This window comes from Streptomyces sp. NPDC094147, assembly GCF_044764265.1.
GTDB lineage: Bacteria > Actinomycetota > Actinomycetes > Streptomycetales > Streptomycetaceae > Streptomyces.
The window spans coordinates 252,816-270,339 of sequence record NZ_JBIWHT010000008.1; the positions used below are offsets into that span (position 1 = coordinate 252,816).

The 17,524-nt window shown below is 69.8% G+C and carries 17 protein-coding genes; 11 read left to right on the forward strand and 6 right to left on the reverse strand.

What is annotated here, in order from left to right; all coding sequences use genetic code 11:
* Window positions 1-13 precede the first annotated feature (13 nt).
* Both ACIQ8J_RS15895 and leuA read right to left on the reverse strand, forming a co-directional pair.
* A complete protein-coding gene (locus ACIQ8J_RS15895; protein ID WP_403272146.1) occupies window positions 14-790 on the reverse strand; it encodes an ABC transporter ATP-binding protein in 777 nt (258 codons plus the stop codon).
* Between the two features lie 38 nt (window positions 791-828).
* Window positions 829-2,625 (reverse strand): 2-isopropylmalate synthase, encoded by a 1,797-nt coding sequence (gene leuA / locus ACIQ8J_RS15900; RefSeq protein WP_403272145.1) that lies wholly within the window; start codon window positions 2,623-2,625, stop codon window positions 829-831.
* A gap of 189 nt (window positions 2,626-2,814) precedes the next feature.
* On the opposite strand from leuA, the gene ACIQ8J_RS15905 reads away from it, so the two are divergent.
* The 4 genes from ACIQ8J_RS15905 to ACIQ8J_RS15920 all read left to right on the forward strand — a co-directional run bounded on the left by ACIQ8J_RS15905 (window position 2,815) and on the right by ACIQ8J_RS15920 (window position 5,691).
* Window positions 2,815-3,504 (forward strand): FadR/GntR family transcriptional regulator, encoded by a 690-nt coding sequence (locus ACIQ8J_RS15905; RefSeq protein ID WP_403272144.1) that lies wholly within the window; start codon window positions 2,815-2,817, stop codon window positions 3,502-3,504.
* Complete coding sequence (locus tag ACIQ8J_RS15910) at window positions 3,494-4,273, forward strand: thioesterase II family protein (protein ID WP_403272143.1); 780 nt, start codon at window positions 3,494-3,496, stop codon at window positions 4,271-4,273. The genes ACIQ8J_RS15905 and ACIQ8J_RS15910 overlap by 11 nt, the downstream gene beginning before the upstream one ends.
* 378 nt (window positions 4,274-4,651) lie before the next feature.
* Entirely contained in the window at window positions 4,652-5,374 is a 723-nt protein-coding gene (locus ACIQ8J_RS15915; protein ID WP_403272142.1) for an AzlC family ABC transporter permease, read from the forward strand.
* A complete protein-coding gene (locus ACIQ8J_RS15920) occupies window positions 5,371-5,691 on the forward strand; it encodes a branched-chain amino acid transporter permease (RefSeq protein ID WP_403272141.1) in 321 nt (106 codons plus the stop codon). The genes ACIQ8J_RS15915 and ACIQ8J_RS15920 overlap by 4 nt, the downstream gene beginning before the upstream one ends.
* Window positions 5,692-5,750: 59 nt before the next feature.
* Here ACIQ8J_RS15920 and ACIQ8J_RS15925 read toward each other — a convergent pair whose 3' ends face one another.
* The gene (locus ACIQ8J_RS15925) at window positions 5,751-6,497 is read right to left on the reverse strand and encodes a thioesterase II family protein (RefSeq protein ID WP_403272140.1); all 747 of its coding nucleotides are present in this window, start codon (window positions 6,495-6,497) and stop codon (window positions 5,751-5,753) included.
* A 281-nt stretch (window positions 6,498-6,778) separates the two neighbouring features.
* On the opposite strand from ACIQ8J_RS15925, the gene ACIQ8J_RS15930 reads away from it, so the two are divergent.
* The 4 genes from ACIQ8J_RS15930 (at window position 6,779) to pcaB (ending at window position 13,355) form a co-directional block, all read left to right on the forward strand.
* Window positions 6,779-8,548, forward strand: coding sequence for an amino acid adenylation domain-containing protein (locus tag ACIQ8J_RS15930; protein WP_403272139.1), 1,770 nt, complete (start codon window positions 6,779-6,781; stop codon window positions 8,546-8,548).
* Complete coding sequence (locus ACIQ8J_RS15935; RefSeq protein WP_403272138.1) at window positions 8,545-9,771, forward strand: cytochrome P450; 1,227 nt, start codon at window positions 8,545-8,547, stop codon at window positions 9,769-9,771. The genes ACIQ8J_RS15930 and ACIQ8J_RS15935 overlap by 4 nt, the downstream gene beginning before the upstream one ends.
* Window positions 9,772-9,847: 76 nt before the next feature.
* On the forward strand, window positions 9,848-11,797 hold the full coding sequence (locus tag ACIQ8J_RS15940) for an FAD/NAD(P)-binding protein (protein ID WP_403272137.1): 1,950 nt from the start codon (window positions 9,848-9,850) through the stop codon (window positions 11,795-11,797).
* Between the two features lie 76 nt (window positions 11,798-11,873).
* Window positions 11,874-13,355, forward strand: coding sequence for a 3-carboxy-cis,cis-muconate cycloisomerase (gene pcaB / locus ACIQ8J_RS15945; protein WP_403272136.1), 1,482 nt, complete (start codon window positions 11,874-11,876; stop codon window positions 13,353-13,355).
* On the opposite strand, the gene ACIQ8J_RS15950 is transcribed toward pcaB, so the two are convergent.
* Window positions 13,271-13,954, reverse strand: a complete 684-nt coding sequence (locus ACIQ8J_RS15950; protein ID WP_403607829.1) for a zinc ribbon domain-containing protein — start codon at window positions 13,952-13,954, stop codon at window positions 13,271-13,273. The two genes, pcaB and ACIQ8J_RS15950, sit on opposite strands and share 85 nt — an antisense overlap.
* A gap of 134 nt (window positions 13,955-14,088) precedes the next feature.
* Between ACIQ8J_RS15950 and cutA the strand changes: the two genes are divergently transcribed.
* Entirely contained in the window at window positions 14,089-14,415 is a 327-nt protein-coding gene (gene cutA, locus ACIQ8J_RS15955) for a divalent-cation tolerance protein CutA (protein WP_403272134.1), read from the forward strand.
* Between the two features lie 79 nt (window positions 14,416-14,494).
* Here cutA and ACIQ8J_RS15960 read toward each other — a convergent pair whose 3' ends face one another.
* Complete coding sequence (locus ACIQ8J_RS15960) at window positions 14,495-14,851, reverse strand: hypothetical protein (protein ID WP_403272133.1); 357 nt, start codon at window positions 14,849-14,851, stop codon at window positions 14,495-14,497.
* Window positions 14,852-15,732: 881 nt separating this feature from the next.
* Between ACIQ8J_RS15960 and ACIQ8J_RS15965 the strand changes: the two genes are divergently transcribed.
* Complete coding sequence (locus ACIQ8J_RS15965; RefSeq protein WP_403272132.1) at window positions 15,733-16,185, forward strand: hypothetical protein; 453 nt, start codon at window positions 15,733-15,735, stop codon at window positions 16,183-16,185.
* Between the two features lie 103 nt (window positions 16,186-16,288).
* On the opposite strand, the gene ACIQ8J_RS15970 is transcribed toward ACIQ8J_RS15965, so the two are convergent.
* Window positions 16,289-16,441 carry a hypothetical protein gene (locus ACIQ8J_RS15970; RefSeq protein WP_403272131.1) on the reverse strand — a complete coding sequence of 51 codons (153 nt, stop codon included), beginning with the start codon at window positions 16,439-16,441 and terminating at the stop codon, window positions 16,289-16,291.
* 784 nt (window positions 16,442-17,225) lie between these two features.
* Between ACIQ8J_RS15970 and ACIQ8J_RS15975 the strand changes: the two genes are divergently transcribed.
* Window positions 17,226-17,524 (forward strand): aconitase family protein (locus tag ACIQ8J_RS15975; protein ID WP_403607831.1); only part of this gene is annotated, 299 nt, incomplete at its 3' end.

Here is a 17,524-nt window from a genome sequence, read left to right on the forward strand (position 1 = left end):
CCCGCGGCCGGGGTTACGGCATGGACGGACGGCGGGCCCGCACACTCCACCGGCCGTCGGCGCGGGTGAGGTGTATCGGGTGGTCGAAACACTTGCTGACCTGATCGCTGGTCAGGACGCCGGCCACCGGCCCGGAGGCCAGGCAGCGTCCGTCCCGCAGCAGCATGGCGTGAGTCGTGCCCGGAGGAAGCTCCTCCAAGTGGTGGGTGACCAGCACCGACGACAGCTCGGGATGGGTCTGCTGGAGCGTGTCGACCCGTTCGATGAGCTGTTCCCGTCCCGCGACGTCCAGACCGGTCGCGGGCTCATCCAGCAACAGCAGCCGCGGACTTGGCATCAGCGCTCGGGCGATCAGGGCCCTGCCCCGCTCGCCCTGGGACAGGGTGGGCCAGCGCGCGGCGCGCCGTTCGCCCAGGCCGAGCAGGTCGATGAGGCGGTCGGCCGTGGCGGCCTGCTCGGGCGTCGGGTTCCAGCGGGGCACGCGTTCGACGGTGTTGGTCAGCCCGGTCAGCACGACGTCCCGGACCTGCAGGGGTGTGCGCAGTCCGTGGCGCGGGTCCACATGGCCGACGTACGAGCGGAGCTGGCGCAGGTCGACCCGGCCCAACTGGTGGCCCAGGACTTCGACGGTGCCCCGGGTCGGGTGGGTGAGTGCGCCCAGGAGGCCGAGCAGGGTGCTCTTGCCGGCGCCGTTGGCCCCGAGCAACGCCCAGTGTTCGCCGGGCCGTACGGTCAGGGAGACGTCGTGGAGGATGTGATTGCCGTCGCGGACGAGGTCGACAGCGTCCACGCGCAGGACGGGGGGAGCGGTGGAAGCGCGGGAGTCGGTCACCGTCCGGCCTGTCCGGCCCGGTTGACGGCGGCAAGCACCGCCTGCACCGACGCGGCGAGGATGGACGTGTCCCAGCCGGCGCCCCAGAAAGTGGTCCCGTCCACCCGGCACTCGGCGTAGGCGACGGCGGGGCTGCCGGGCCCAACGCTGGTGGCGTGCTCGGCGTAGTTGAGGATGTCGACGGTGATGCCGGCGCTACCGAGGGCCTGGGTGAGAGCGGACAGTGGCCCGTTGCCGGTGCCCTGGCAGGGGCGTTCCTGCCCGTTCGTGCTCAGGACGCAGCTGAACCGGTGCTCACCGGGCCCGGTTTCGGCGGTGCTCCACGAGCTCAGGGTGACCGGACCGTCCTGGGCCGGGGTGATGTAGCGCGTGCGGAACAGGTCCCACAGGTCCTTGTGCGAGAGCTCCTGCCCGCTGGCGTCGGTGGCCCGCTGCACCGCGCCGGAGAAGTCCGGGCGCATCCCCTTGGGCAGGTCCAGGCCGTGGTGGGTGTGCAGCAGATGGGCGATGCCGCCCTTGCCGGACTGGGAGTTGATGCGGATGACTTCCTCGTACGTACGCCCGATGTCGCCCGGGTCGATCGGCAGGTACGGAACCTCCCAGGGCGCCTCCTCGGGGGCGATGCCCTGCTCCGCGGCCCGCTTGGCGTGGTGGGCCATGCCCTTGGAGATGGCGTCCTGGTGGGTCCCGGAGAAGGCCGTGTGGACGAGCTCGCCGACATAGGGGTGGCGCGGGTGGATGGGCAGCCGGTTGCAGTGCTCCACCACCTCGCGCACGGCGTCGATGTCGGAGAAGTCGACCATCGGGTTCACGCCCTGCGCGTACAGGTTCAGCGCCAGTGTGACCAGGTCGACGTTGCCGGTCCGCTCGCCGTTGCCGAACAGGCAGCCCTCCACCCGCTGCGCCCCTGCCAGCACGGCGAGTTCGGCACAGGCGACGCCGGTGCCGCGGTCGTTGTGGGGGTGCACGGAGAGGATCACCGCGTCGCGCCGCGCCAGGTGGCGGTCCATGTACTCGATCTGGTCCGCGTACACATTGGGGGTGGCGATCTCCACCGTGGCCGGGAGGTTGTGGATCACCGGCCGGTCCGGGGAGGCGTCCCACAGCTCGGTGACGCTGTTGCAGACCTCCAGGACGAAGTCCGGTTCGGTGAGGTTGAAGACCTCCGGGGAGAACTCGAACCGGATGTCGGCCCCCGACTGCTCCTCGGCGCGCCGCATCAGATAGGTGGCGGCATCCAGGATCATCCCGTGGAGCTCGGTGCGGGAGCGGCCCAGGACCACGTCGCGCCACGTCGGCGCGGTGGCGGTGTAGAGGTGCACGACAGTGCGGGGGAGACCCTCGATGGAGGCGATGGTGCGGTCGATCAGGTCGTTGCGGGCGGCGGTGAAGACGGAGATGGTCACGTCCTCGGGCACGGCGCCGCTGGTGGCCAGGTGGCGTACGAAGTCGAAGTCGGTCTGGCTGGCGGAGGGGTAGCCGACCTCGATCTCCTTGTAGCCCATGGTGACCATCAGGTCGAACATCCGGCGCTTGCGCTCGGTGTCCATGGGCTCGGCCAGCGCCTGGTTGCCGTCGCGCAGATCGACCGGCACCCACAGCGGGGCCCGCTCCAGCCGGCGCGACGGCCAGGTCCGGTCCGTCAGCGGCAGCGCGACCCGCTCGTGCGCGGGCCGGTACCGCTCGTGGGGCATCGAGCTCGGCCGCTGCGGGTTCCACGCCGGAGCGGCCGCGGGAACGGGTCCGGACGGGGTGCGCAGCGTGGTGAAAGCCTGGATCTGGGATGAAGCCATGAGACAGAACTTCTTTCAGTCAGCCATCTGGTGACCGGCACGTCCCGATACCCGCTGCGGGGTGCCGGTCAGATCAGGCCCCGCAGCGGCAACCGAGAAGAAGAAGCTCGCACAGCGACATGCCGGGTACAGTAACCACAACCGAACACCTCAGACAACCCGAGAAGTGAAAGTGAAGGTGAACGTCGGATGCCACTGGGCGCACTGCGGCCAACTCCCTTGGTCGAGCAGGCCACTGAGCGGCTGCGCGAGCAGATCATCAAGGGCGAGTGGACCGTCGGAACGAAACTCCCCGGTGAGAACTCGCTCGCCCAGATCCTCGGCGTAGGGCGCTCGACCGTACGCGAGGCCCTGCGCGCACTGGCCGGCGCGGGCCTCGTGCAGGCGCGCCAGGGTGCCGGGGTCTTCGTCATCGCCAGCAAGCCCCAGGAGGACTGGCCCACCCGGCTGCGGCGCGCGGCCGTCACCGACGTGTACGAAGTCCGCATGCTCATCGAGGTCGAAGCCGCACAGATGGCCGCGCAGCGCCGCACCGATGACGACCTCGTCGCCCTCAACGAGGCGCTGGCCAAGCGCCGCGACGCCGCGGAGGCGGGCAACGCCGAGTTCGTGGATGCCGACATCGCCCTGCACTCGGCCATGGTCGCCGCGGCACACAACCCCGTACTCACCGGCCTGTTCGCCGAGTTCGTACCCGTACTGCGCCAGGGGCTGATCGACCTGGTGGAGCTGCTCAACCTGCGGTCCGGGGACCCGAACCACGGCGACGACGGTCACGCCCTCCTGGTGGCGGCCATCGCCCGCGCGGACGCCGAAACCGCCGGGCGCACCCTGCGCGAAGAGCTGAAGCAGACTCTCGAACGCCTCCATGCGATCTGACGCCGTGTCCGGCTTCGCGCCGCACATCCGCCCCTTCCCCACCACGGCGTCCGCCGACGGGTCCCCGCAGGTGCTGTTCTTCCCGCACTCGGGGAGCTCGGCGGACTCCTACCAGGGCCTCGCCGGCCGGATTGCCGACACCGCGCGGCCGGCCTGCGTGCAGTACCCGGGCCGGGCGGACCGCCGGTCGAGCCCGCCCTTCACCGATGTGCACGCCCTCGCCGAGGAGTTGGCCGAGGCGTTCGCCGCGTGGCACGAGGGCGGGCCCGTCGTCCTGTTCGGGCACAGCCTGGGAGCCGCGGTGGCCTACGAGGTCATCCGCAGGACGGCCGATCAGCGGCAGATGGTCCTGGTGGCCTCCGGGCACCCGGCGCCGTCCCGGCTCAGCCTGCCGTCCATCGCCCCGTCCGGCGACGGCATCGGGGATCCGGACGAGCCGCTGGTCGAACTGCTCAGGTCGCTGGGCGACGACTCCCGGCTCCTGGACCACCCCGTCCTGCGCGGTCTCTTCCTGCCCGTCATCCGCGGTGACCTGGCCGCGCACGGCCGCTACCGGCCGGAACCCGGAGCCAGCGTCGACTGTCCCGTCGTCGCGCTCATGGGGGACTCGGACCCCCTCACCAACCCCGCCGACGTCCAGGCGTGGGAGCGGCACACGACCGCCACGCTCCGGGTCCACACGTTCCGCGGCGGCCACTTCTTCACCAACGAGCGCGCCGGAGAGGTGGCGGACGTCCTGCGCGGCCTGTGGGCCGGGGCGGCCCGCTGATGGCTGTGCGGCCCGGTTTCGCCCGGACGGGAAACGCGTCGCACCGCCCCGCCGGAACGACTTCATCCCGGCGCCACAGTGAATTCGCCCACACGCCGAAGCGGATGTGCGGGGCGCCTGCCCAACTTGCCGATGGTGTTTGACAGTTCGAACAACGATGTGATCGTGTAAAAGGGCGGCGGGTCGGTGCCGCGTGTGAGCCAGGACGATCTCCGGGCATACGGGCCGACGACATCCACGCCAGCGCGACGGGCCACCGTTTCCCGCGCCAATTCCTGTATCAGGCAGCGCCCTTGTGGTTTCCCGGTGTCCGCCGGGGAGACCTTCAGGGGGATGGGGGATATACGAGACGTGACCGATACCTACGAATCGGCACACGTGGCAGATGCAGAAGGGCCGGAGCGCACCGTGCGTCTGGCGCTGCGCGACACGGTGCCGGTGGCCATGGGATATCTACCGCTCGGAGCGGCCTACGGGCTGCTCCTGGTGGACGCCGGAATCGACTGGTACTGGGCACCGCTTTCGAGCGTCTTCGTGTTCGCGGGCGCCATGCAGTTCCTCTCCGTGCCGTTGCTCGCGGCGGGCATTCCGCTGCTCCAGCTCGCTACGACAACGCTCGTCATCAACTTCCGGCACGTCTTCTACGGCCTCTCCTTCCCGCTGCGCGAACTCGACGGCAAAGCGCGCCGCGCCTATGGAGTGTTCGCGCTCACCGACGAGACCTACTCACTGGTCGCCGCGAAGGCAGGGGAGTCTCTGTCGGGCCGGCGCATCCAGTTCATCCAACTGTTCAGCCACGCCTGGTGGATCATCGGATCCACCCTCGGCGCGGTTGCCTCGATGGCCCTGCCCAGCGGGATCAAGGGCATCGAATTCGCCCTCACCGCGCTCTTCGTCGTGCTGGCCCAGGAGCACTTCTACCAGCGGACCAACGCCCGCCCCATGCTGTACGGAGTGGTGGCGGGCACGGTGGGTATCTTCGCCGGAAGCAAGCAGTTCCTCACCGTGGCCATGGCGGTCTTCCTCGTCATGGTGGCCGCCGAGGCCGTACGCGGCCGACGGCGCGTCCGGGACGCGGCCCAGGAGGTGGCCGCGCCGTGAACACCTACCTGGTGGAGGCCGTCGCGGTCATGGGGGCCGTGACCCTCGGCCTGCGCGCCGCTCCCTTCGTGGTGCTGCAGCGCCTGGCGGACTCGCCGGTCATGCGGACCCTCGGGGTGCTGATGCCTCCCGGCGTCATGGTGATCCTGGTGCTGTACAGCGTCACCACCATGCAGGTCACGGGGGTTTCGGGGTACCTCCCCGCGGTCTGCGGCATCGCCGTGACGGCCGCCGCCTACCACTGGAAGCGCAACGCCCTGCTCGGCATCGTCGCCGGGACCGCGGCCTACATGGCCCTGCTGCACTTCCTCGGCTGAAACCGCCGCGGGCGCGGGGCGGTGCCCGGCGCCCGCGGCGGCCCGTCGGCCGAGCGGGGTCAGGCAGCGCTCCCGATCAGCTCACCCAGGGCCCGTACGGGCTCCGGCCGCTCATAGACGTAGAAATGTCCGCCGGGAAATCCCCGGAAACCGATCGGGTCGACCGATGAATCCTGCCACGACCGGAGTTCGTTCTCGACCAGAGTGGCATCCTCCGTGCCGTACCAGACCTCCATCGGTATCCGCTCCGCCCGGCCGGCGTCGGAGAACGTGTCGGCCAAATGCAGGTCGTATCCCATCAGGCTGACCGCGTAATCCACGAATTCCTGATCCTCGAACATTTCAGGGGGGCACCCGCCGAAGGCGTGCAAAGCGGCAAGCAGCTGCTCGCGGTCGCGCACCATGAAGGGTTTTGGCGGCAGGGGAGCGGAATGCGCGGTGGCCACTGCCGACCGGGACGAAGAGAGGACGACCCGGTGCACCAGAGCGCGCTTCTCCGGGCCCAGGGCGCGCACCGCAGCATGCGCGAAAAGCGCACCGAGACTGTGCCCCACGATGACGACGGGCCGGTCGACGAGCGCCTCCACATCCGGTAGCAGCCGCTCCACGGCCTCTTTGAAACTGCCGGCCCGCAGGGCCTCATCGCCGGGCTCGCGTCCGGCGAGTTCAAAGAGAATGCTTTCGCAGGATTCCTGCAATGTCTGGGCCACCGGAAGAAAAGAAGATGCGGAGCCCCCGGCGTGGTGGAAGGCCAGAAACCGCACCGGTGCACCGCTGTTTCCCGTGCGTATATAAGTCTCGGACATTGATGACCTTTCTGACGTGTGTCGACGTACTTCCTAGCCGATTGCACCAGGGTAATCAAGAGGGATTCTCGACACGTTGTCTCAGATTTCGGTACGGACTTGTTGCCCGCTCACTGATTCGCTTAACGTTCTTTCCGTCGCCGCCAACCGGGCCCTAATTCTCGGTTTCCGGCCCCTTTTCTTTACGTTTCTTTCCGTCGGGCGGGGTGGCCAAAGCGAACCCCGCCGACTGCGGTGCATTTGTGTGCGAACTCTGCTGACCCATGGCGAGGAGCCTCATCGTGACTCTGTTGGAAATCTTCCGGGACGCCGTGCGCGGCCGTCCGGAGAGCGTGGCGGTCCGCGACGAGACCACCGCTCTCACCTACGCGGACCTCGACGCCCGCTCCGACTCGTTCGCCCAGGCGCTGCGCGAGCGGGGCATCGGCCGCGAGGACCGGGTCGCCTACTGCCTCGATCGCGGAGTGCCGGTCTACGTGGTGCTCCTGGGCATCCTCAAGGCGGGCGCCGCATACGTCCCGGTCGACACCCGTTACCCCGACGCCCGCCGGGACCTGATGGTCACGGAGAGCAGCCCCGCACTCGTGGTCACCGAGCAGGGCTGGGCGCCGCGGTTCGCCGCCCTCCAGGATGCCGACGGCGACCTGGACATCCTTGAGTTCGCCCTCGACGACCACACCAAGCCGCCGCGCGACCCGCTCCCCGAGGTGGCCGGTGCGGACGCCGCCGCCGTCCTGTTCACCTCCGGCTCCTCGGGCCGGCCCAAGGCGGTCGTCCTGGAACACCGCAACCTGGTCCACTTCGCCCTCAACTCCGCGCTTCCCGCGCTCAGTTCGCACGACCGGGTCGGAGCCGTCTCCAGCCTCTCCTTCGACGCCTTCCACTGGGAGACCTGGTGCGGCTTCGCGGGCGGCGCGGAGATCGTCGTCCTGCCGACCATGCCCGATCTGCTGACCCGTGACATCAAGCGCGAGCTGCGCCGGCGCCGGATCACGGCGATGCTCGTACCGACGATGGCCGTCAACCACGTGGTGCGCGAGGACCGCGAGGCCTTCGCCGACCTGCGCGTCCTGTGCACCGGCGGCGACGTCGTACTGGCCTCCGCCTGCCGGGAGTTGCTCGCCGGCAGCTTCTCCGGCGCGCTCTACAACCTTTACGGCCCGACCGAGGGCACGACCGCCTGCACCGCGCACCACGTCGCCGAAGTGGCCGCCGACGCGGACTCGGTGCCCATCGGACGGGCGCTGGCCGGCAGCCCCCTGCACATCCTGGACGCCGACCGCGCACCGGTGCCGGACGGCGAGCCCGGCGAGCTGTTCATCGCAGGCCCCGGCGTGGCCCGCGGCTACCTGGGCCGCCCGGACCTGACCGAGGAGAAGTTCCACCCGGACCCGTTCACCGACGGCGCCGGACGCATGTACGCCACCGGCGACGTCGTGCGCCGCGACGCCGACGGCGTCATCTCCTACCTCGGGCGCGCCGACGACCAGGTGAAGATCCGCGGATACCGCGTCGAACCCCGCGAGGTCGAGCGCGTCCTCACCCGCTGCGCCGGCGTCCGGGACGTCGCCGTGCTCGCGGTCGGCACCGGCGGCGACAAGCACCTGGTCGCCCTCGTGGTCAACGACGACGCGCTGCCCCTGAACCAGCTCCGCGCGTACGCGGAGCGGGAACTGCCGGACTTCATGGTCCCCAGCTCCATCAGCCGAGTCGCCGAGATCCCGGCCAACTCGCACGGCAAACGCGACCTGGACCGACTGCGCGACCTCGCCGAGAAGACGCTGCGGCGCCGCGCCGGTCATGTGGCGCCGCGCGACGAGACCGAGCGCTACCTCGCCGATCTGTGGGCCGAGCTCCTCACGGTCGAGCAGGTCGGCGCCACCGACGAGTTCTTCGCCCTCGGCGGCAACTCGCTGCTGTCCTTCCGGATGCTGCGCCGCCTCACCCGGGAGCTCGCCGTCGCCATCACCTCCCGTGAGGTCCTCGCCACCCGCCGCCTCGAAGACCTCGCCCGGCTGATCAAGGACCGTAAGGAGTCACAGTCCGCATGACCTCCCCCGCCGCACTCCGGATCGATCTGACCGACCCGGACCAGTTCGTCGCCCAGCGCCACTACGAGATGTTCTCCTGGCTCAGGGAGAACGACCCGGTGCACTGGCATCCCACCGAGGACGGCTCCGGCTTCTGGGCGCTCACCACGTACGAGGACGTCGCCGCCGCCTATCTCGACCACACCGACCTCAGCTCGGAGGCCGGGCCCATGCTGGGCGGCTCCCTCTACAGCGACGCCGACCCCTCGGCCGGGCAGATGCTGGTGGCCACCGACCCGCCGCGCCACCGGATGCTCCGCCAGCAGCTGCACCAGACCTTCGCCCAGCACATCGTCAAGCAGGTCGCCCGCCAGGTCGAGGAGCTGGTGGACACCGCGGTCGAGCGGGCCCTGGCCGACGGCGGCTGCGACTTCTCCACCGACATCGCGGAGGAACTCCCCGCCGGGGCACTGATGGTGATGCTGGGGATCTCCCACACCCAGGCCCATGAGCTGATCGACCTCACCCGCAGCATGATCGGCTACCGGGACCCGCTGCTCGCCCCGGACACGGAGGATGACGAGCGGCTGCGGTTGGCCGTCATCCAGGCCGACATCTTCGACTTCTGCGCCGACCTCCTGCGCGACAAGCGCCGCAATCCGGGCGACGACCTCATCAGCAACCTGCTGCGGGCCGAGCTCAACGGCCGCCCCTGGACCGAGAACGAGATCCTGTTCAACTGCATGAACGTTGCCGTCGGCGGCAACGAGACCTCCTCGTACACGGCCTGCGCCGGTGTCGTCGCCCTCGACGAACACCCCGAGCAGCTCGCACGGCTGCGGTCCGAGCCGCCGCTCCTCGACAGCGCGCTCAACGAGATCCTGCGCTGGAACTCGACCAACCTTTATGTGCACCGGGTGGCGCTGCGCGACACGGTGATCCGCGACAGGGAGATCCGCCGGGGGGACTCGGTGACGCTGTGGAACGTCTCCGCGAACCGCGACCCCGCCCAGTTCCGGGACCCCGAGGTCTTCGACATCACCCGCAGCCCCAACAAGCACATGTCGTACGGCATCGGGATCCACCGGTGCATCGGCGCGATGCTCGCACACACCGAACTGACCGTGCTCTTCCGGCGGTTGCTCGACTCCGACCTGCGCCTGTCCGTCGCAGGACCGGCGCGCCGGCTCCGGTCCAACTTCATCCAGGGAATCAGCAGGCTCCCGGTCACCCTGACCCGCTGATCCACCCGGGCGGACCGGCGCACACCGCGGTCCCCGCACCCGCCACCCGAACCAAGTCGCAGCAAGGACAGAGGACATGACTGCCAATCAGCACACCGTTTGCCTCGTCGGCGCGGGACCCCGGGGCCTCGCGGTGCTTGAGCGGCTCTGTGCCAACGCACGGTCCGCGGCCCCGGCCACCGCCGTCCGCGTGCACGTGGTCGATCCGTACGCCCCGGGAGCCGGTCAGGTGTGGCGCACCGACCAGTCCCGGCAGCTCCTCATGAACACCGTGGCAGGCCAGATATCGGTGTTCACCGACGAGAGCGTCGACCTGGCGGGCCCCCTGGAGCCGGGCCCCAGCCTGCACGCGTGGGCCCGGATGCTGACCGCCGGGGAGATCGACGGCGACCACCCCGGCGAAACCCTCGCCGAGGCCCGCGAGTTGGGCCCGGACAGCTACCCCACCCGCGCCTTCTACGGCCACTACCTGCGGTGGGTCCACGAGCGGGTCGTGGCCGGCGCCCCCGCCTCCGTAACGGTGACCGTCCACCGCGGCCGGGCCGTCGCCCTGCACGACGAGCAGGCCACGAACCCCCCGCGACAGACCGTCGTACTGGAGGACGGCACCCGCCTGGAACACCTCGACGCGGTGGTCCTGTCCCAGGGGCACCTGCCGGCCCGGCCCTCCCGCACCACCAGCCGGCTGACCGAGGCGGCCGAGCGGCACGGACTGCGCCACATCGTCCCGGCCAATCCGGCGGACGTCGACCTGAGCGGGATCCGCCCCGGCGAGAACGTGATCCTGCGCGGGCTCGGGCTGAACTTCTTCGACTACATGACGCTGCTCACCTCCGGCCGGGGCGGCGCCTTCACCCGGGTCGCGGGCCGCCTCCTCTACCGGGCATCGGGGCGCGAGCCGCGGCTGTACGCGGGCTCCCGGCGCGGCATTCCCTACCAGGCGCGCGGCGAGAACGAGAAGGGCCCGCACGGCCGCCACGACCCGCTGCTGCTGACCCCGGAGCGCATCGCCGCGCTGCGGGAACCCGCCGCGGCCCGGCCCGGCCTGGACTTCCGCCGCGACCTGTGGCCCCTGATCGCCAAGGAGGTCGAGACCGTCTACTACCGCACCCTGCTCGTCTCCCGCGGCCGCGCGCCGCAGGCACCGCGCTTCCAGGACGAATACCTGGCCGTGGCCCGGGGGGACGACGCGGAGCGTCACATCCTCGACGCGTACGGCATAGACGACAAGGAGCGCTGGGACTGGGACCTGCTCGCCCGGCCGCACCGCGACGAGGAGTTCGCAGGACCCGACTCCTTCCACACCTGGCTCCTGGACCGGCTGCGCCAGGACGTGGCGGAGGCTCGGGCCGGAAACGTCAGCGGCCCCCTCAAGGCCGCCCTGGACGTCCTGCGCGACCTGCGCAACGAGATCCGGCTCCTGGTCGATCACGCCGGGCTGCACGGCGACTCCCACCGCAACGACCTCGACCGCTGGTACACCCCGCTCAACGCGTTCCTCTCGATCGGCCCGCCGGCCCGCCGTACCGAGGAGATGAGCGCCCTGATCGAGGCAGGTGTCCTGCACGTCATCGGCCCGGACCTGATCGCCGACATCGACACCGCCGACGGCGTGTTCACCGCCCACTCGCCCCTCGTGCCGGGCTCCGGGGTACGCGCCGACGTCCTGATCGAGGCCCGGCTGCCCGAGATCACCCTGCGCGACACGGGCGATTCGCTGCTGCGTAGTCTGCTCGCTGCCGGACACTGCGCGCCGCACCGGATCAGAACCACTGACGGAGGCTGGTACGAGACCGACGGCCTTGCCGTGACCGCACGCCCGTTCCGCGTCCTGGACGCGCAGGGCCGGCCGCACCCGCGGCGCTTCGCCTTCGGGGTGCCCACCGAGTCCGTGCACTGGGTGACCGCCGCCGGCATCCGGCCCGGCGTCAACTCCGTGACCCTCACGGACGCCGACGCCATCGCCCGTGCGGCACTCGCCCGCACCGGCGGCGCCCCGGGCGGCGCGGCGGAAGCGGCCGCCTGAGCGGCAGCCGGCAGTCGAGGGCGTCCGGCCCTCACCGGAACAGGAGGCCCCTGGCCTCACGAGGGAAGGACCCCAGATGACCACCGGTACCGACATGGCCTCCGAGAGCCGCAGCGGCCGCGCCGCGCCGCCCGACCAGCTCGACGCCGGCCTGCTCTCCCCGGTGCGCGCCGGCACCGCCGTCGAGGCCGCGGTGTCCGACCACGCCTGGCTGCGCGCGATGGTGGCGGCGGAGACCGCCCTCACCCGGGCCCAGGCCCGCCTGGGCACCGTTCCCGAGGACGCGGCACGGGCGGTCACCGCCGCCGCGGACGCCGACCGGCTCGACCTCCCGGCGCTGGCCCGGACGGCGCGCGAGACCGCCAACCCGGTGGTCGGCTTCGTCACGGCGCTGACCGCGCTGGTCGCCGAACAGGACGCGGCGGCCGCCGAGTACGTCCACCGGGGCTCCACCAGCCAGGACATCCTCGACACCGCCGCGATGCTGGTCACGCGGCAGGCCCTGGAACTGACCGCAGCAGACCTCGACCGGTGCGTCACGGCGCTGGAGGCCCACGCCCGCGCCCACCGCTCCACCCCCATGGCGGGCCGCACCCTCACCCTGCACGCCGTGCCCACCACCTTCGGGCTCAAGGCCGCCGGCTGGCTCGAACTCGTACGGGACGCACGAGGCCGCATAGGGGCCCTGGCCGACGCGTTGCCGGTCCAACTCGGGGGTGCCGCAGGCACGTTGGCCGGATATCTGGAGTACGCCGGCTACGGCCACGGCGGTGACCGGACCCCGGCCGCCGCGGGTGACTACGCCGAGCGTCTTGTGGCGGCGTACGCGCACGAGACGGGCCTGGCCCGACCGACGCTGCCCTGGCACGTCCTGCGCACCCCGATAGTGGACACCGGCGCGGTCTGCGCCTTCCTCACCGGCGCCCTCGGGAAGATCGCGGTCGATGTGCAGTCCCTGGCCAGGACCGAGGTCGCCGAGGTCACCGAGCCCACGGCCGGCGGACGCGGCGCCTCGTCGGCCATGCCGCACAAGCGCAACCCGGTCCTCGCCACCCTGATCCGCTCCGCGGCCGTCCAGGTGCCCCAGCTCGGTGCGGGCCTGTACGCGACGATGCTCGCCGAGGACGAACGTTCCGGCGGCGCCTGGCACGCCGAGTGGCAGCCCCTGCGCGAGTGCCTGCGTCTTGCCGGAGGTGCTGCGGCCGCCGCGGCCGAACTCCTCGAAGGGCTGACCGTGCACCCCGACCGCATGCGCGCCAACCTGGATCTGACAGGTGGTCAGATCGTCTCCGAGCGCATCGCCGCCGTACTCACCCCGCTCGTCGGCAAGGCCGGCGCCAAGGAACTGCTCACCCGCACCTCCCACGAGGCCGCCCGCCGCGCCTGCGTCCTGGGTGACGTGCTCGCCGCCACCCCCGAAGTGACCCGCCACCTCGACGAGGCGGCCCTGGCCGCACTCCTCGACCCGGCCCACTACCTGGGAGCGGCGGCCCAGCTGACCGACCGGGCATTGGGAGCGTCAGGTGGCCTCTGTGAGGGGCCGGAGGTGGTTGCGTAGCCTGTCGTCGCGTCGGTGAGCACGGTGCGCTGCGCTTGGCCGGTTTCGCTGAGCCGGCGCTCGACGGCTGCTTTCTCGGCTTGGGTCTGGTTGATCCAGCCGCTGACGAGTTCGGGGTCGGTGGCGCGGTCGAGGGCTGCGCGGTGGTGGGCGATGCGGCGGTCGCAGTCGGCGATGGTGATGCGGGCGACTTCGAGTTCGGGAGCGGTGGCGAGTGTGCGTTCCTGGCTGCGTTGGAGTTCGTGGAGGGTACGAGCGAGGCGGCCGGGTTCGAAGATCTTAGCGATCCAGGCGTCGAGTGACGGCACTACGGCGTCTTCACGGATGTACAGGGTCGGCAGGTGGTCCAGGGCGGCGGTGCGTGCGTATTCCTGTGTGTAGCGGCATCGGTAGTTCGAGTGGCCGTTGTTGAAGCTGCCTTGCATGGTGCGGCGGCAGATCGAGCAGCGCATCCGCCCGCCAAGCTGATATGGGCGGTGGGTGCGGCGGAATGACGGGCGCAGACACAGGATCGGGTACGAGACGGCGTGGGCGAGGATGTGGAGGCCCCGTACCGACACGGCGCGATGTATGTCCGCATTCAGACTCGCCGCCTTCACTCCCTCACTGAACGGCTCGACCGCCCCACGAGGGACGCCCTCTGATGGAGTATTCGCATTGCAGGCAGCCTTCGAGGACCTTCACGCGACTCGGGATTAGGGTCCGTGGTACATCGACCAGGAGAGGGCGTTGCATGGCAAGCGAGATCGTGATTGCGCAGACGACCATCGACAACGAGGACCAGGCGAAGGCGCTGGCGCGTGGCGCGGTTGAGCGCCGACTGGCGGCCTGCGCCCACATCGACCAGCCGTTCACCGCGGTCTATCGATGGAAGGACACCATCGAAACCGCCCAGGAATGGCGCATCTCGTACAAGACGACCACGGACCGGCTTTCGGAACTTGAAGCTTGGGTCGCCCAAGAACACAACTATGAGGTTCCGGAGTGGATTACTCTCCCGGTCACGGGCGGATCTGAGGCTTACCTGTCGTGGGTGGTCGAGGAGTCGGCAGCTCAGTAGGCCTGAGGGGAGCGCCCGGCCAGCTTGTGAATCGGACGCTCACAAGCGGCAGTCCCGCGGACTCAGGCGGCGAACTGCCTTAGATGTCAGGCAAGTTCGCGCTCGCTGTCAGGGAGCAGCCGGGCAGCGATGGCCTGGGCGCGCTCCCTGCCATGGTGTTCGGCCGCGCTTCGGCTGCAGCCGCGAACTGGCGTGAGGCATAGACGCCTTGGTCCATATCGCCACCTCGCAACAGCGCGGCGGCGAGGTCCCCCAGGGCGACGACACCTGGGTCCGGTAGGGCCCCGCCCACTCGACTGACCGCGGTTTCTGCCGTTTCGGTCAACTCCTTGCGCCTGAGCTGTCCATACACCGACAGCGCCAGCGAGCCGACACGGTACGGGGTTACGAAGCGCACCCATGCCTGTTCAATGGCGTGATCGGCAAATTCGTACACGACCCGGGGGCGGTCCAGGGCGCGCAGAGCACCCTCGCTGTCTCGGCATTCGCCGCTTCCTCCGCGTACCGGCCGTGCACCCGGGCGGCGGTGGCATTCCCGTGCCCCCGCACATCCTTGGCCGCCTGTGCCAGAAGTTCCACCGCCTTCTCAGGCGTAGCGGCTCCGTAGCTGGCGTAGGCCAGAGCCAATGCCCGCAGCGGTGGGTGCCCGGCAGACTCTGCGCAGTCCTTCGTGACGTCGCAATAGGCGCGAGCGATGTCGTAGTCGCCCAAGTCCCATGCCACCCATCCGGCCAAGGCAGCTGTTTCTCCGGCAGCGATCGTCAGGGCACGCTCGTACGTGCCGACGCGCGGTAGCACGGCAGTGATCGCGTCAAGGTGCGACTCGACCATGCCCTGAAGCTGGTGAGCCGCGAGGTGGTGTTCGCTCACGTGGAGAGCGCTAGCCCGGTCAATGAGGGTGCCGGCTGCGATCGAATCAATCTTGGATCCCTTGCTGAGGGCACTAGCAAGGCGGCCCCACGGTTCGGTAACTGAGGCCGCGCCGAGTAGCGAGCGCCGTTTCACGTCGTCCAGGTCCTCCCCTACACGGCGGCCCGCCTTCTTCCGCCGGGCACGGGCGACTGCTGCCTTCCGCCGAAGTTCTTCCAGGGGGAAGCCGCTGGCCACCGCGATGTGCGCAAGCGTGTGGTTGGTGGGGCATGCGGACAACGACGCACCGAATCCGTCCATGCAGTCCTTCCACCCCAAGCCCGCGGGGGCTCGCCTTTACGCGGACACCCTGGAACAGGCGCTCCAGGGCAAATGACCGGTAACTGATCCTGGGGCCTGAGTATTCGTACTCAGGCCCCAGGCCATCGACTGGGGAAAGCTCCAGGCATGAACGCCCTCCACACAGAGGCACGGTCCGTCATACTGCGCGTGTCCGGCTCGGCTGTCGCCGGTGCGATCCTGGCCTACGGTGCCGTGCGCTTCTTCTCCTCGGTCAAGCACCACAACGCCCAGGCCTGCGAGACGACCGACGGCCTCTGCTGGACCTGGTGGGACTGGGCAGCCATTCCCCTCACCATCACGATCACCTTGCTCGTCCTGATCGTCGTCTACAAGCGGCTGGACATCGGGCCACGGCTCGCAGTCATCCCCCCGACCATTCTGCTGGCGCCCCTTCCTCTCGTCGCCGCACAGACGACCGCAGGCTGGTGGGCTGCCACCATCACAGGCGGAGCGTGGTCATGCGCTATCGCCCTGGGCACGTGGAGCCGCTACCGGGTCTTCGGAACCACAGTTTCAGCCACGCTTCTGCTCGCCTCCCTCGTCGTTCTCTACCGCTGAGACGGATCGCGAGGGCGCCACGGTGTTCTGACGTGACGGCATCCCTGCCGCGAAGCCCCGGGCCGTGAACCTGTTCAGGTTCGCGGCCCATGGCATGCATTCTTCAGTCGAGGAGGCCACGACTGCGTGGCTTGTGCAGAGGCTCCGGCTCGTACAGCGCGAGGAGCACCGCCTCGGCGCGGTCCGGTGATTTCATCCCGCGGGCCTTCATCGCCTTCTTCGACTCGATCTGGGTGGAGCCGCTCGTCGTCGACATGAGCTTCGGGGGTGCCCCTATGTGTTTGGTCAAGGTCGAAGATCAATAGGTTCGTGTGGTCGAGGGCGGGGGCCGAGCCGGAGGGGTGTGCATGAGAAGGCTTCCGCTTTTCGAACATGACCGTTTGGTTCGACGTGGGTGGGCGTGAACTCCGCTTGTGGACAAAAGAGTTGAGGTGGTTGGTCTGCTCGTCTCGTCCGTGGAGGTGGCTGTGCCGTCGGTGCTTGGCTTGCTGGAGGTGCGGGAGAAGAGGGTCGGCGAGGAGGTGGCCCGGCTGCGGGAGGAAGCCGACCGGGTGCAGGCCGCGCTCGTGGCGGCGGAAGACGCCCTGGCGAAGCTGGCCGGCACGCGGGAAACAGTGGCCGAGGTTCTTGGTGAACAGCCAGATCGGGGCGCCGGGTTGACCCGTCGTGCGGTAGCGGGCTCGACCGTTCCGCCACGACGACCCGATGTACGCCCGCCGCATGAGCTGCGCGTAAGGATTCTTTCGCCGTGCGCAATTCCCAGCACTCACGTCGGTGATGTGAGACGGCTCAGGACCGCCAGCACTCCTGGCTCACTCCCTCACCAGTGCGGCTGTTGACGTACAGGTCCGGCTCCTATTTGGCCGGGAGCCCCGCAGAGCCTGCCCGCAGACCTCTCACCCTCCCCGGATCGACGAGGCGGACAGCACGCTGTGGAGCGAGTTCTCGCCGCCGTGGCGAGGACGGATCAAGGACGGTGCGGGGAATGGTCCGCCTAGCTTCGCCGGTGACGGGACCGATTTTCGGCTGGAGGATGACCGATGGGTAGGACACTGGCGGAGAAGGTCTGGGACGATCATGTCGTCAGGCGTGCCGAGGGCGAGCCCGATCTTCTCTTCATCGATCTGCACCTGTTGCACGAGGTGACCAGCCCGCAGGCGTTCGACGGGCTGCGCAAGAACGGCCGCCGGGTGCGCAGGCTGGACCTGACCATCGCCACCGAGGACCACAACACCCCGACCCTCGACATTGACAAGCCGATCGCGGATCCGGTGTCGCGGGTGCAGCTGGAGACGCTGCGCAAGAACTGTGCCGAGTTCGGTGTGCGGCTGCATCCGCT